The 14407-nt window shown below is 34.6% G+C and carries 14 protein-coding genes and 1 riboswitch; of the genes, 11 read left to right on the forward strand and 3 right to left on the reverse strand.

Annotated features, from left to right (window positions below):
- Positions 1-10 precede the first annotated feature (10 nt).
- From J6L95_RS03225 to J6L95_RS03240, 4 genes are all read left to right on the forward strand, one after another.
- The gene (locus J6L95_RS03225; RefSeq protein WP_287458130.1) at positions 11-1870 is read left to right on the forward strand and encodes a glycoside hydrolase family 3 protein; all 1860 of its coding nucleotides are present in this window, start codon (positions 11-13) and stop codon (positions 1868-1870) included.
- A complete protein-coding gene (locus J6L95_RS03230; RefSeq protein WP_287458131.1) occupies positions 1861-2124 on the forward strand; it encodes a hypothetical protein in 264 nt (87 codons plus the stop codon). Before J6L95_RS03225 ends, J6L95_RS03230 begins: the two co-directional genes overlap by 10 nt.
- Before the next feature lies 1 nt (position 2125).
- Positions 2126-2884 (forward strand): zinc dependent phospholipase C family protein, encoded by a 759-nt coding sequence (locus tag J6L95_RS03235; RefSeq protein WP_287458132.1) that lies wholly within the window; start codon positions 2126-2128, stop codon positions 2882-2884.
- A 105-nt stretch (positions 2885-2989) separates the two neighbouring features.
- Entirely contained in the window at positions 2990-5296 is a 2307-nt protein-coding gene (locus J6L95_RS03240; protein ID WP_287458133.1) for a hybrid sensor histidine kinase/response regulator, read from the forward strand.
- A 3-nt stretch (positions 5297-5299) separates the two neighbouring features.
- Here the strand turns inward: J6L95_RS03240 and J6L95_RS03245 are convergent, their stop codons facing one another.
- On the reverse strand, positions 5300-6433 hold the full coding sequence (locus J6L95_RS03245) for an AI-2E family transporter (RefSeq protein WP_287458134.1): 1134 nt from the start codon (positions 6431-6433) through the stop codon (positions 5300-5302).
- A gap of 71 nt (positions 6434-6504) precedes the next feature.
- On the opposite strand from J6L95_RS03245, the gene J6L95_RS03250 reads away from it, so the two are divergent.
- The 5 genes from J6L95_RS03250 to J6L95_RS03270 all read left to right on the forward strand — a co-directional run bounded on the left by J6L95_RS03250 (position 6505) and on the right by J6L95_RS03270 (position 12067).
- Complete coding sequence (locus tag J6L95_RS03250; protein ID WP_287458135.1) at positions 6505-8649, forward strand: Tex family protein; 2145 nt, start codon at positions 6505-6507, stop codon at positions 8647-8649.
- 147 nt (positions 8650-8796) lie between these two features.
- Positions 8797-8889: riboswitch (glycine riboswitch) on the forward strand.
- A gap of 114 nt (positions 8890-9003) precedes the next feature.
- On the forward strand, positions 9004-10482 hold the full coding sequence (locus tag J6L95_RS03255) for an alanine/glycine:cation symporter family protein (RefSeq protein ID WP_287458136.1): 1479 nt from the start codon (positions 9004-9006) through the stop codon (positions 10480-10482).
- A 45-nt stretch (positions 10483-10527) separates the two neighbouring features.
- On the forward strand, positions 10528-10806 hold the full coding sequence (locus tag J6L95_RS03260; protein ID WP_029071473.1) for a glutaredoxin family protein: 279 nt from the start codon (positions 10528-10530) through the stop codon (positions 10804-10806).
- Between the two features lie 65 nt (positions 10807-10871).
- Positions 10872-11300 (forward strand): HD domain-containing protein, encoded by a 429-nt coding sequence (locus J6L95_RS03265; RefSeq protein WP_287458137.1) that lies wholly within the window; start codon positions 10872-10874, stop codon positions 11298-11300.
- Positions 11301-11356: 56 nt separating this feature from the next.
- Complete coding sequence (locus J6L95_RS03270) at positions 11357-12067, forward strand: metallophosphoesterase family protein (protein ID WP_287458138.1); 711 nt, start codon at positions 11357-11359, stop codon at positions 12065-12067.
- A 55-nt stretch (positions 12068-12122) separates the two neighbouring features.
- On the opposite strand, the gene J6L95_RS03275 is transcribed toward J6L95_RS03270, so the two are convergent.
- Entirely contained in the window at positions 12123-12590 is a 468-nt protein-coding gene (locus tag J6L95_RS03275; protein WP_051550692.1) for a C40 family peptidase, read from the reverse strand.
- A 178-nt stretch (positions 12591-12768) separates the two neighbouring features.
- A complete protein-coding gene (locus J6L95_RS03280; RefSeq protein WP_287458139.1) occupies positions 12769-13392 on the reverse strand; it encodes a hypothetical protein in 624 nt (207 codons plus the stop codon).
- A 108-nt stretch (positions 13393-13500) separates the two neighbouring features.
- On the opposite strand from J6L95_RS03280, the gene J6L95_RS03285 reads away from it, so the two are divergent.
- A complete protein-coding gene (locus J6L95_RS03285; RefSeq protein WP_029072695.1) occupies positions 13501-13692 on the forward strand; it encodes a hypothetical protein in 192 nt (63 codons plus the stop codon).
- 9 nt (positions 13693-13701) lie between these two features.
- A complete protein-coding gene (locus J6L95_RS03290; RefSeq protein WP_287458140.1) occupies positions 13702-14259 on the forward strand; it encodes a hypothetical protein in 558 nt (185 codons plus the stop codon).
- Positions 14260-14407: the final 148 nt, after the last annotated feature.

Below are 14407 nucleotides of genomic sequence, written 5' to 3' on the forward strand. Positions count from 1 at the left end.
GGAGGCATTGATGGCGAAAATGACGCTAAGAGAAAAAATCTCTCAGCTGATTATGATGGATTTTCGTACATGGGATAACCAGAACTTTACGACAATGAATGAGTCCGTAAAAAAATTAATTGAAAACAATGATTTTGGTGGCATCATTCTTTTTAAAGAAAATCTAGCAACAACTTCACAAATATACAAATTAACTAATGATATGCAATCAGCTGCGAAAAAAAGTAAAAACAAGATACCGCTCTTTATTGGAACGGACCAGGAAGGTGGTATCGTTCACCGTATTGGCAGTGGATGTGTAATGCCCGGCAATATGGCACTAGGAGCTACTCATAGTGAGTATGCAAAGAAAGCTGGAGAGCTTATCAGTGAAGAATTAGAAGCACTTGGCATCAATACAAACTTTGCACCATGTGTGGATGTGAACACTAATCCTAATAATCCTGTTATTGGATTACGAAGCTTTTCTGATCATCCTGAACTTGTCACAAAGCTTGGTGAAAAGATGATTGAGGGAATGCATAAGAATAATGTTTTAACCGCAATCAAGCATTATCCTGGTCATGGGGATACAGATACTGATTCTCATACAGGGTTGCCCGTTGTCAATAAAAGCAAGGAGACGTTGATGAAAAGTGATCTTCTTCCTTTTAAAAATCTTTCTTCAAAGACCGATATGATCATGAGTGCGCATATTACTTATCCACTTGTTGATGGAAGAAAGATTCAATCTAAAAAAGGCAGCATCTATTATCCTGCTACATTATCTTCAAAGATGATCAAGATCTTAAGAGATGAATTCAAATACAAGGGTGTCATTGTTACAGATGCCTTAAACATGGGGGCAATCGCTGATCATTTTTCACCAACAGAGGCAGCGACACATGCCTTGAACGCTGGTGTAGATTTATTATTGATGCCCGTAATCGTTCACGGTGATCAGGATATATCTGCTATTACAAGTTTATTGGATAATCTTGAAAAAGCAGTAAAAAAAGGAACAATCTCATCTAAAAGAATAGATGAAGCAGTAAAGAGAGTATTAACTTTAAAGAAGAAAAGAAATATCTTAGGTAAAAAGAATTCAAAAGATCCTACTAAGATTGTTGGAAGTGCTGCTCATCATCAATTAGAAGCAGAGATTGCCAATAGTGCCGTCACTGTTATTAAGAATAAGAAAGATGTACTGCCATTGACACACTGCAAGAAAATGCTTGTAGCACTCCCTTATAAAAATGAAAAACCAGCAGTAGAGCTGGCCATAAGAAGATTGAAACATGCTGATCTTCAAGTTGATTACATGCTTTATGGAGAAGATACAAGTGAAAAAGAAATCAGAAAGAAAGTAGGCTACTATGATAGTGTGCTATGCATTTCTGAAATCATTAATACGAAACATCTAAAGTCTTCTCATTATATGACAAGAGTACCTACACAGATGATGCAGGCAACAGCTTCTCAAAAGAAGACGGGGATTATCATGAGCATTGCCAATCCTAATGATGTAGCCCACTACAATGATGCAGATGCGATCATTGCGGTCTATGGCAATACGGGAATGGATCCTACTGAAAGTCTAATGCCTGAAAAAGCTTATGGTCCAAATATTGTATCAGGTGTGGAGACATTGTTTACTTATCAAGAAAAACTAGGAAGATTGCCTGTTAATATTTATCATTATGATGAAAACAAAGAAGCTTTTACAAATCAGATTGTCTATAAGAGAGGATATGGTCTCTCTTATAAAAAAGAAGTAGTGACTAAAAACAATCCTAAAAGACCTGTTATACTGTTTATCTTAATGGGAATAGCTGGTTTATTATTAATGGGAATATCCCTAATTATAAAAAGGAGAATCAAATGCCAATAATTGATGATTTAAAAACATTTGCCTCACAGGCAATGGATGAAATAGAAGACGCTGTTGAAGAAACAAAAATCAAGTCTCAGGCTAAAAGTATTTCCAAGGAAATAATGCGTAATTACGCAATAATTGGCAAATACTATTATGAAGCATTCAAGAATGGAGAAACTATTCCTGAAGAGCTGATCAATACCTTTAGATCCATTGATGAAGAACAGGAAGAACTCAAGAAAATAGAGGAGAAACTTAAACAGTTCTAGTATGCCAGCAAGCTATACACATCAATGTTTTGGAGATGATGTGCTTCCACATCTCTCTACAATGTTACAGGATCTAATCAAGTCCCATAAAGATTATTATGATCTAGGATTACAGGGACCTGATCTCTTCTTTTATTTTCATCCTACAAGACAGTCTATGGTAAAAGAATACGGATTGAAGCTTCATCAAGAAAGTGCTCATCCTTTCTTTGAAGAAAGGATAGCTTACTTGCATATGAATCAAGATGAAAGAGCTATTGCCTACATGTTAGGATTTATCAATCATTATTTATTAGATAGTGCCTTACATCCGCTCATCAATAAGACTGGCAGACATTTTGCTTGTGAAAGAGATTTTGATCATTTCTTTATTGAAGAAAGACAACCAAAAAATCCCAGTGTGGCAGATCGCTTTTCAAAAGGGGAGACATTATGTAAAATCCTTGGGACATTAATGCATATGGAACCTATCTTAATAAGAAAGTCTATTTCTTCATTTCAGTTCTATGGTGCGCTTCTTTACAATAAACATAAGCCAATCTTGCTTTTTTGCAGGAGTGTTCTTAGTGCTATGCGTCTTCAAAATGCGGATATGGTCATGATTGGAAATCATGACATTGATCTATCTCAAATTAAAGAAGGCTATTATGCCTGTATTGAAGAAGCAAGTCTTCAATTAGAAAATGTCTACTATGCTATTACACATGGAACAGAGCTTTCTTCACGCTTTATCACAAACTATTATGGAGAGAAAACCTAAGGTTTTCTCTTTTTTGTCATATTGAAGTGAAATATATAGAAAAATCAAAAAACATTGATAAATAGGAGTAAAATTAGTGATAAAATGAAAGAAGGAGTGATGCGTATGTTTAGTGAAGAAGCGACAATCTATTTCATTGATTTTAAGAAAGATACCTATCGTTTAATCCATGCAGATGATACGAAATTCTTGAATTACTATAAAAAAGAAGGAAGCTTTAAAGAAATCATCGAAGAAGAATATCAGCGATTATTAGAACAGTTTCACAATGAAGATTATCAATGTATATTTCATATACAAGAAGAACTTAAAAAGAATAAGACATTCACAGTACGTTTTCCTGTAGAAGGAAAAATGTGGAAAGACATTGTCTTTGTAAGAAATGATGATGAAGCTTCCCAGGCTTTTATGTATTTTATCAAGAAAGCAAAAAAAGCTGATGTTATCCAAAAAGCAATGGATGATCTTAAACAAGAAAGCGAAAGAAGAAGTCTTTATTATGAAGCTATCAGACAAGCATCAGTAGCCACGGTAGAGATAGATGTTACAACCGACACTATTGTCGAATTTGACTATGATTATAATTTAAGCGAAAAGCCAATTCATATTCTTAAGGCAAGTGAGCTTATAGAAAAGTGGGCAAGTCTTTTTGTAGAAGATACTCCTGATGCATTTCGTCGCTATTTAAGCAAAGAATATATTGAAAGACAGTATGAAAAAGGATGTCTGACAACACACTTTATTTATCACTCAAAGAGTTCACGCTATATAAGACTCTTTAGTGTTTATGCTAAAAACAGTGAAGGACATATTATCGCCTTAATTATTGCAAGAGACCATACTGCCATTAAACAAAGAAAAGAAAGAGATAGCTATTACACTAATCTTATTAAAGGGTTAGCTATTGATTATGAAAATATCTTCTTTATTGATGAAAAAAACAAAACGCATATTTATAGAATGACATCAAAATTAAAAGAAGAACTCAAAGATCATCTGCATTCTGCAGATATATTGGATATATTTGCGGATAAGTATGTCTATAAGGAAGACTTAGATAATTTCAAGACTGTTGTGGATAAGAACAATATCTTGAAGCTGATGAAAAATGAAGGAGAAGTCATTCGTTTTCAGTTTAGAGTCACACTTCATAATCAGTTGACATACTATGAAGTCAAGATCATCAATGTTGGCACAAATGAAAATCCAATTCTTGTATTTGGCTTTACCAACGTTGATAAGGAAACAAAAGATCGTCTCTATCGACAGGAGTTTCTTAAAAATGCTGTTATCCAAATGCAAAAAGCCAACAAAGCCAAGGATGTCTTCTTATCCAATATGTCCCATGATTTACGTACACCAATGAACGCTATTGTAGGTTATGCGGATATTGCGATTAATCATCTTCAACAAGAAGAAATTGTAGAAAAGAGTCTTAATCAGATAATAAAGAGCTCTAATCATCTTCTTTCATTGATAAATGATCTTCTCAATATGACCAGAATAGAGAGTGGCGGTTATCAGATTGATGTGCATTCCTATAATCTAGTTGATGAACTAAGTGATCTAAAAGATATGATCATGGTAGAAATGAATAATAAAGATATGCATTTTGAAACATCATTTGAGAAAATAACACACCCATATGTTGAATGTGACTTCATAATAATAAGACAGGTCTTCCAGAATATATTGGAGAATGCGATAAAATATACACCAAAAGGAGGACATATCTTCTTTGAAGTCAAACCGCTCCATCATGTAGAAAGCGGGTATGAAACATTTGAATGTCGCATTAAAGATGATGGAATTGGTATAGAACAATCTTTCTTAAAGCATATCTATGAACCATTTATGAGAAGTGAAACCTCTTCTACAAGCAATATTCCAGGAACGGGTCTAGGAATGACAATTGCTAAAAGTCTTGTCACCCTTCTTGGCGGCAGCATTCATATAGAGAGTGAACCTGGAATAGGTACGGAAGTCATCTTATGCTTTGAAATGAAGCTTTCTCATAAAGAAGAAGAGAAAGAGTCTATCTCATCTCATAGAGATGTGACAGGCTTATCTGTTCTTCTTGTAGAAGACAATAAAATGAACAGTGATATTGCTAAAATGATACTTGATGGAAAAGGTATTCATGTAGAAGTCGCATTCAATGGAAAAGAAGCTTTGTCAATGTTTAAAGAACATCACTATGATCTCATTCTTATGGATCTTAAGATGCCAATTATGAATGGATACGAATGTGCTAAAGAAATAAGAAAAGAATCAGATGTTCCTATTGTCGCTGTCAGTGCCAATGCTTTTGAAGAAGATAAGCAGAAATCATTCATGTGCGGTATGAATGATTACATAACCAAGCCATATCAGATTGATGAATTAATTAAAGTCATACAAAAAAACACCTAAAAGTTAGGTGTTCTTTTTTGCATGCTTTTCAAGCTTCTTCCAGATAACATCACGATAGAAATAATCAGCAATCGCTGCAAAAGGAATAGCTAATAAGATTCCCCATACACCAAACATACGTCCACCGACGATGATGGTAATAAGAATCCAGATAGAGGAAACACCGAAGGAGTTTCCAAATAATTTTGGTTTAAGAATATATCCATCAATAGTCTGCAATACTAAAGTGAACAAGATAAACCAGAGAGCCTGCCATGGATTGACAAGCAGAAGAATAAAGGCTCCAATAAGACCACCGACAATTGGTCCAAAAGTTGGTGCCAGATTGGTAATACCAACAACTACTGAAATAAGAATATTATAAGGCATATCCATGATCAGGAAGAAGAAAAAGTTAGCAAACCCAACGATGATACCATCAATGATATCAAAGACCATATATCTAACTAAGATACGGTTGCATCTTCTCCAAAAACCAGTAATATTCTTATACTTCTCGGGACTTAAGATAGCTTTAGAAAACTCTCTTACTCCTGATTGCAATGGTGTAGCATCCAATAAGAAATAGATAGCTAAAATAATGGAAATAAGAATATTGAATAATCCTGATCCAATATTGAAAGATGTGCTGATAATGCTTTTCATATTAGCAGAAATCAATTTCGACAACATTTCTAGGAACTGATTTCCAGCATGAGCCAATGATGAAATATCAATATTGCTAGATGCTAAAGAAGTAGTTAAAGAAGAAATGATGGTCTGAAGACTCTTCGCATAAGTGTTGAAGTTCATAACTAAACCTAAAACACTCTTAATAAGCTGAGGAATCAGCGCTATCATCAAGATGGAAATGCAGATGATCACAATGATCGCTGCAAGAAGAACCGAAAGATTTCTTCTTTTCTTCTTATTTTCAATATTCACTAAAACCTTCTCCTCAAAAAACTCTACAAAAGGATGAAGGACATAAGCAATAATTAATCCATAAAAGACAGGGGAAATAAATTTAAAGATAGCCTTCAAGATATTCAATATCCCTGGCAGATTGGATAAAATATAATATAAAAGGACGGCCGAACAAGTTGCGATGGAATAGTAGATCCAAGGCTTATTGAGCCACTCTTTTTTAAGTTTCACATTTGACACCTCCATGGCACCATTATATCATAATGATACAAAATTCCTATAGTAATAGAGAAGGAGATAATATGAATAAAGAATTAATTCATAAGACAGCACTAGCATTAAAAATTACGGATATACAGGTAGAAACTGTTCTTTCATTATTAGAATCAGGCGCTACTGTACCTTTTATTGCTCGTTATCGTAAAGAGAAAACAAATGGTTTAGATGAAGATCAGATTAGAGAAATCTCTCATTCCTATGAATACAGTGTCAATCTTCTAAAAAGAAAAGAAGATGTCATCAGACTTATTGAAGAAAAAGGACTTATGACTGACCAGATTAAAAAAGATATCATGGCAGCAACAAAGCTTTCAGAAGTAGAAGATCAGTATCGTCCTTTTAAAGAAAAGAAGAAAACAAAAGCGACAATCGCCAAAGCTAAAGGATTAGAACCATTAGCTAAAGCGATTATCGCTTTGCCAAGAACGGGTTCACTTGAACAAATGGCAAAAAAATATATCAATGATCAAGTAGAAAGTATCGAAGATGCCCTTCAGGGAGCAAGCGACATCATCGCTGAAAATATTGCGGATACTGCTAAATACCGCCAGTTTACTAAAAGTATGATGATGAAGACTGCTCGTATTGTTACAAAGAAGAAAAAGAATGCGGAAGATGAAAAACAGGTTTACGCCATGTATTATGACTACAATGAAATGGTCAAATATATAGCTAATCATCGTATTTTGGCCATCAATAGAGCAGAAAAACAGAAAGTCATCTCTGTTTCATTTGATATTGATGAAGACAGATTTACGTCTTACATTGTAAAAGGTATCATCTGGAATCATAAGACTATTGCGGAAGATTTTATTAAATCAGCTGTAAAGGATGCCTTTAAACGATTAATTTGTCCAAGTGTAGAAAGAGAAATCAGAAGTGAATTAACAGAAAAAGCAGAGGATGCGTCTTTATCATTGTTCTCAGCTAATCTTGAAAATCTCTTATTGCAGTCACCGATGAAAGACAAGAATGTTCTTGGTCTTGATCCAGGATTCCGTACAGGGTGTAAACTAGCTGTTTTAGATAAGACGGGAAAAGTTCTTCATATTGATAAAGTCTATATCTCAATGCCAAAGAAGAACCCAAGAGATGAAAAGCTTTTATTGAAGCTTATTGAACAGTATCATATTGACTTGATTGCGATTGGTAATGGTACAGCTTCACGTGAAAGTGAAGCCTATATTGCCAAGCTTATTCAAAAACATCATTTGAATGTATCATACGCAATCGTATCTGAAGCAGGGGCTTCAGTCTATTCTGCCAGCAAGATCGCTCAGGAAGAATTCCCTGATTATCAGGTGGAGGAACGTTCAGCAGTCTCTATCGGCAGACGTCTGCAGGACCCACTTGCGGAATTGGTGAAGATTGAACCAAAAGCTATTTCTGTTGGACAGTATCAGCATGATATGAATCAGAAGAAATTAGGGGAATCTCTTGATTTCGTTGTAGAGAAGGTTGTTAACCAGGTTGGTGTCAATATCAATACCGCTTCACCTTCATTATTGCAGTATGTATCAGGTCTTTCTAAGACAACAGCACATAATATTGTTAAATATCGTGAAGAGAATGGTGCATTTACTGATCGTAAAGAGATCAAGAATGTTTCTAAGCTTGGACCAAAGAGCTATGAACAGTCAGTAGGGTTCTTAAGAATTCTTAATGGGAATAATATTTTAGATGAAACATCTATTCATCCTGATAACTACAAGGATGCCTTGAAGCTATTGGATTATCTTCATCTTGATAAAACAAATGTTGGTACTATCAAGATGAAAGAAGCTTTAGCTGATTTCAATAAAGAAAAAGCTATGAATGATTTAGGGTTTAGTCATTATTTAATGGATGATCTTTTAGATGCATTCCTAGCACCACATCGTACTCCTAGAGATGATTATGACGCACCAATTCTTAAGTCGGATATCTTAGAAATAAAAGATTTAAAAGTTGGCATGAAATTACAGGGAACAGTAAGAAATGTCGTTGACTTTGGGGCATTCGTAGATATTGGTCTTCATGAAGATGGATTAGTACATATCTCAAAGATGGCTGATCATAAGATCTCTCATCCATTAGAAGTTGTATCTGTTGGAGATATTGTCGATGTATATGTGTATGAAATTGATGAAAAAAGACAACGTGTAGCGTTGTCTATGGGAAATTTCTAAAAACAGTTCTTAAATTATGTGGTTGACGTTTACTACATTATTCTATATAGTAAAAGAGCATAGCGAAAAGAAGTCTTACGGGAAAAGACGAAAGTCTACCGAAGGAGTAACACTCTCAGGTATTCACTGGAATGAAAACCGTAGATGGATCGCAACTCTGGAGAAGTCCGATACTCGGGTGCCGAAGGGGCAATATACGCAAGTATAGAATCTCTCAGGCAAAAGGACAGAGAACATGCTAATCTTTTAAGATATAGAAAAAACTTAACAGGTTAACATTGTTTTTACGTACAACCGGGTCAGTAGACCCGGTTTTTCTTTTAGAGTGACCATAAAAGAAAAGGGGTAAAAAATATGTGGAGTGCAATTAATCTGCTTTTGCAGAGAATCGATGAATTTGTGTGGGGTGTACCATTAATGGTACTGATCTTATGTGGGGGATTGCTTTTAACAGTAAGATTAAATTTCTTGCAGTTCTTCAAGTTGCCATTGGCATTGAAGTGGATGTTTCATAATGAAGCAGAAGGCGAAGGGGAAGTCTCAAGCTTTGCGGCATTATGTACAGCACTTTCTGCGACAATTGGGACAGGGAATATTGTAGGTGTTGCGACAGCCGTTGGGGCTGGGGGACCAGGAGCAGTATTCTGGATTATTGCGGCAGCGTTCTTTGGAATGGCTACTAAGTATGCAGAAGGGCTATTGGCAGTAAAGTATCGTAGTGTGGATCCTGAAACAGGACATGCTTTAGGTGGACCTTTCTATTATATTGAAAAAGGTATGGGAACATCATGGAAATGGCTTGCTAAAATGTTTGCGTTTTTTGGAGTTTGTGTTGGATTATTTGGAATTGGAACATTCTCTCAGGTCAATGGGATTTCAAGTGCAGTAAAAAATTTCTTTGATCCAAACAGTGCGCATCTTGTCACTATTCCAGGTGTAGGATCTTACTCAATTTCAGTAGTAATTGCATCCATTGTATTATCAATATGTGTGGGATTAGTACTCATTGGGGGACTAAAAAGAATCTCACAGGTTTCACAGATTGTTGTGCCATTTATGGCAGTTATTTATATATTATCAGTAGTAGTACTTATCATCTGCAACATTTCTAAAGTACCAGAAGCAGTTGCGACAATTATTGCGGGAGCATTTAATCCTCGTGCTGTAACTGGTGGTGCAATCGGCAGCATGATCATTGTTATGCAGAAAGGTATTGCGAGAGGAATCTTTTCTAATGAAGCAGGTCTAGGAAGTGCACCGATTGCGGCAGCCGCTGCTCAGACTAAAGAACCAGTTCGTCAGGGACTTGTTTCTATGACAGGTACATTTATTGATACAATCGTTATTTGTACAATGACTGGTATTTCTATCGTCTTGACAGGAGCATGGCAGGTTAAAGGTCTTGAAGGAGTTGAAGTTACATCATATGCCTTCGCTAAAGGGTTGCCATTCTCAGCACAGGTATCAGCGTTTATATTAATGATCTGTCTTGTATTCTTTGCGTTCACTACTATTCTAGGATGGGATTATTATAGTGAAAGATGTTTAGAATATTTAACAGGAGGGAATAAGAAGCCATTGAAGGTTTTCCGTTATCTCTATATTCTTGCTGTTTTCGTTGGTCCATATTTAACTGTAAGTGCAGTATGGACAATCGCGGATATTTTTAATGGCTTGATGGCTATTCCTAATATGATCGCAATCTTTGCATTAAGTGGTGTTGTTGTGAAAGAAACAAAAGATTTCTTTGCAGCTAAAAAGGATATTGAAATTAGAAGAAGAAAATATACTATCTATGATTTAATTTATAGAAAACAGAAGCGTATCTTTTGATTCTATCGGATAAATCCTGTACGATGAAGACAGGAGGATATCATCATGAAAAAGATTACTATGTTTTATCTCACTGACTGTGGTTATTGTGCAAAAGCACATATGGCCTTAGAAGAACTGATGGCAGACAATACGCTTTATCAATCATTAGAAATTACTAAGATTGAAGAAAATGAACAGCCTTCTATTGCGGATCAATATGATTATTGGGCAGTTCCTTCTTTCTTTGTAGATGGTGAAAAAATCTTTGAAGCGCATATTGGAATGACATATGACGATATCAAAGAGAATGTAAAAAAAGTATTGGATTATGCAATCAATTAAGAGCACTATGTGCTCTTTTCTTTTTGTCTTTAATATGGTAATCTTAGAAAAAAAGAGGAGAGTTTATGCAAAGAATTAGTGAATACGGTCATGATATTATCAGTACTCATAATTATCAAAGACAAAAGCATTTCCTTCAGCATGGACGTGTAAGTGTCTATGAACATGAACTAAATGTGACAAATATGTGCCTGAAAATTGCGGATTATCTTCCTGTTCGTGTTAATGAACGCGCACTTGTCAGAGGAGCTCTTTTGCATGATTATTTTCTATATGATTGGCATGAGCCAGGACATGGTCTACATGGTTTTAAACATCCTCATATTGCGTTAGAAAATGCTTCGGAAGATTATTGTCTTACTGATATTGAGAAAGATATGATTAGAAAACATATGTTTCCATTAACTCTTAAATTGCCACGATACAGAGAAAGCTATATTCTTGTAGTAGCGGATAAGATTGTAGCGATTTCTGAGACACTTCATCGTAAGTAGCTATCTTCTTTATCTGAAATATGATATTCTAGAGTTATTGAAGAGGAATTAATGCGATGATTTATGTAACAGGAGACATACACGGAGATATTGATATTTCTAAATTAAAAGATGAGAGATTCATGAAGAAGGTCAAAGAGGGAGACTATTTGATCATCTGTGGGGACTTCGGATTAATTTGGGATTATGAAGGAGAAAATGAAGAAGAAGCCTACTGGCTTGATTTTTTAGATACCCAGCCTTATACAACATTATTTGTAGATGGGAATCATGAAAACTTTGAAAGATTGATGAATGATTATCCTGAAGCCTTATGGCATGGGGGTAAGGTGCATCGTATAAGAGATACCATCTATCATCTTATGCGAGGACAGATTTTTTCCATTGATGACAAGCTCTTTTTTACAATGGGAGGAGCAACCTCGGTTGATAAGTTTATTCGTCTAGAAGGAAAATCATGGTGGAAAGAAGAGCTTCCTAGTGAAGCAGAATATAAAGAAGCATTAATTAATCTTATCTTAGCTGACAATAAAGTGGACTATGTGATTACGCATTGTCTACCAACATCAATACAGGAAAAAATTCCTAATCTTAAAGAAAGAGATCATCTGACAGATTTCTTTGAACATATATGTCATATTCTTAAATTTAGAAAATGGTTCTGTGGACATTATCACAGAGATCAGCTTATAGATCGCAAATACCAGATTCTCTATCAGGAAATATTGACTCTTGATGATGAAATCATTGTAGAAGACATAGAATAACGCCATCTTATGATGGCGTTTTCAAGTATAAAAAAAGAGAGAATAAATTCTCTCATTAAGCGCCAATTCTACGTCCCATGATAAAACGTGATCTACGACGTGCTGAAATCTCTACGATTTTTACTGATTCACCAGTTTGAGGGGCATGGATCATTTTTCCATTACCGACATAAATACCAGTGTGATGAGGGAATAACATGATATCCCCAGGTTTTAATTCAGAATAAGAAACATAAGTACCGACATTCTTTAATGTCTGAGTTGTCTGTACACCAATGTTATATCCTGACTGGTAATATACCCAGCTGACAAAACTTGAACAGTCAAATGTACTCTGATCTTTATTCATAACAGCACTCATTGAATGACCAGAACCATATACATAACGGCATCCGATCTTACTTTTTGCGACTTCTACAATAGCTTGGCTAGCAGCATTTGCCTTAATACGCTTAAAGCTATAAGGTGCGACAAACATTGTCAACACTACTAATATTAATGATAATTTCTTTAAGTGTTTCATATGGTCTAGTCCTTCTCCAAAAAAATTTACAAGATGAGTATCTCATAAAAACTAGTAGAATGTCAACAACAAAATTAAGAAAATCTTAAGAATTTGTTAAGATTAATTTCATATGATAAATTCAATATAAATTTATTTCGTATATAGAAATGAAAACGCTCGAAATTTGAAAGGAACACTATCGTGTTCCCTGAGTTATATGACTTATAAAATGAGGGTTATATTTACTATACAGCCACTCGTTGACCTTATTAGAATAATTTCTTATGCGCGGTGCTTCATCTCCAGGAAGATAATCATGGAGAATGTAATAATACATGCAGAAGAATATTGAAGAAATAGATACATCATCCTGATCAAGACCGTAAACATGATAAGTATATTTGTTTTCACCATCTACCTCATAATCAAATTCAAGTTGAGCAATCTGCTTTTCTTCATCATAAAGATTCAATGCGGTATCTCTTTTACCAAAATGTGTAGAGTATAGAGAATAAACATGATTATCTGTATGTAGCTTATAGAAAGTAGCCTGTTCTTCAACCTGTTCAGTCTGATAAAGGGTAGCTGTCTCTTTATCATCAGCTAAGATTGTATAGGGAAAAAGAACAACTTCATCATTTTTCTCCATTACAGTTTCAGACATGTGATAGGTTTTATCTTTAAAATGAATGGTAAATGTACCTTTTTTTAAATCTCCACCTTTAAAAGAAATAGAACCAAGGGGTTCACAATTCTTATCTTTGATTTCAAATTCAGCATCATACTTTCCAGACTTTGTCTGGATAATATCAAATATCATAAATATATCGTTCCCTTCTTTTTAGGTCTATCTATATTATATCCTAAAATATGTCATGTAGATGAACTTTTTAGTAGAACATGGTAAGATAGAAGAGGAGGTATTATTATGTCAAATAAAGAAATACTAGAATATTTCAATCTAATTGATGAAGATGATACAGAAGAAGATATCGAAGAATTCGAAGGATTGGAAATTGAAAATGAAGAAGGAGATCGTGTACTATTAACGATCGATGATTTAAAGAAAGCAATGGATGAAGGAAAAAGGTTTGAAGATTTACTACTTGTAAAAGAGTAGGAGGCTAAAATGAAAAAAAGTGCGTATCAGGAACTGATTAATGGGTTTAATCAATTCTTTAAAAAAAGACAGACAGGCTATGATGCTTTATATTTTGTATGGACATGTGTTGCAGATTGTCTTATTATGGGAAATCAAGGAAAGGATATTAAAATCTTTCCTGTCTTTGAAGCATGCATGAGTCATGTCGAAAATGGAAATGCTTATGCCCATAGTCTCTTCTCTCCAGTAGAAAATAGGGAGAACAGCTATCAGACATTTAAAGAGTATACAAGATTTAGCGAACATCTTAATGATTTAGGCATAATCTGGAAAGAGCTTCTCAAAGATCAGAATACTGAATCACTGATGGAGCTTATACATCTTTTAAAAAGATTACGCAGTTTTCTTGATGATATGCATAATGCACTCATCAATTCGCTAAAAGAAAACAATGCTAGTTTCCGTTTATTCACACAATATGTAAAGGATAATGAAATACAATACAAGCAATATCATAAGACACTTTCACATACCATTCATAACCTTTACATATGTGTTGAATACATTGATTTAAAGACAAAATAAAAAGAAGAGGCTGACCCGGATAGATAATCTGGATTAGTTTTCAAAAATAAAATGCGCCGGATAAATCCGACGCATTTTTTGGTATAATGTAATTATGAAAACTACAACATTAAACCATAAAAATTATAGCGCATTTCAGACTTATGCG

The organism is Kandleria sp. (genome assembly GCF_017934775.1).
GTDB classification, from domain to species: domain Bacteria; phylum Bacillota_I; class Bacilli_A; order Erysipelotrichales; family Coprobacillaceae; genus Kandleria; species Kandleria vitulina.

Excerpts from the sequence above, each read along its gene's own strand:
- J6L95_RS03255 (WP_287458136.1), top strand. The coding sequence starts at position 9,004 with ATGTGGAGTGCAATTAATCTGCTTTTGCAGAGAATCGATGAATTTGTG.
- J6L95_RS03240 (WP_287458133.1), top strand. The coding sequence starts at position 2,990 with ATGTTTAGTGAAGAAGCGACAATCTATTTCATTGATTTTAAGAAAGAT.
- J6L95_RS03290 (WP_287458140.1), top strand. The coding sequence starts at position 13,702 with ATGAAAAAAAGTGCGTATCAGGAACTGATTAATGGGTTTAATCAATTC.
- J6L95_RS03265 (WP_287458137.1), top strand. The coding sequence starts at position 10,872 with ATGCAAAGAATTAGTGAATACGGTCATGATATTATCAGTACTCATAAT.
- J6L95_RS03260 (WP_029071473.1), top strand. The coding sequence starts at position 10,528 with ATGAAAAAGATTACTATGTTTTATCTCACTGACTGTGGTTATTGTGCA.
- J6L95_RS03225 (WP_287458130.1), top strand. The coding sequence starts at position 11 with ATGGCGAAAATGACGCTAAGAGAAAAAATCTCTCAGCTGATTATGATG.
- J6L95_RS03280 (WP_287458139.1), bottom strand. The coding sequence starts at position 13,392 with ATGATATTTGATATTATCCAGACAAAGTCTGGAAAGTATGATGCTGAA.
- J6L95_RS03250 (WP_287458135.1), top strand. The coding sequence starts at position 6,505 with ATGAATAAAGAATTAATTCATAAGACAGCACTAGCATTAAAAATTACG.
- J6L95_RS03285 (WP_029072695.1), top strand. The coding sequence starts at position 13,501 with ATGTCAAATAAAGAAATACTAGAATATTTCAATCTAATTGATGAAGAT.
- J6L95_RS03235 (WP_287458132.1), top strand. The coding sequence starts at position 2,126 with ATGCCAGCAAGCTATACACATCAATGTTTTGGAGATGATGTGCTTCCA.
- J6L95_RS03230 (WP_287458131.1), top strand. The coding sequence starts at position 1,861 with ATGCCAATAATTGATGATTTAAAAACATTTGCCTCACAGGCAATGGAT.
- J6L95_RS03275 (WP_051550692.1), bottom strand. The coding sequence starts at position 12,590 with ATGAAACACTTAAAGAAATTATCATTAATATTAGTAGTGTTGACAATG.
- J6L95_RS03270 (WP_287458138.1), top strand. The coding sequence starts at position 11,357 with ATGATTTATGTAACAGGAGACATACACGGAGATATTGATATTTCTAAA.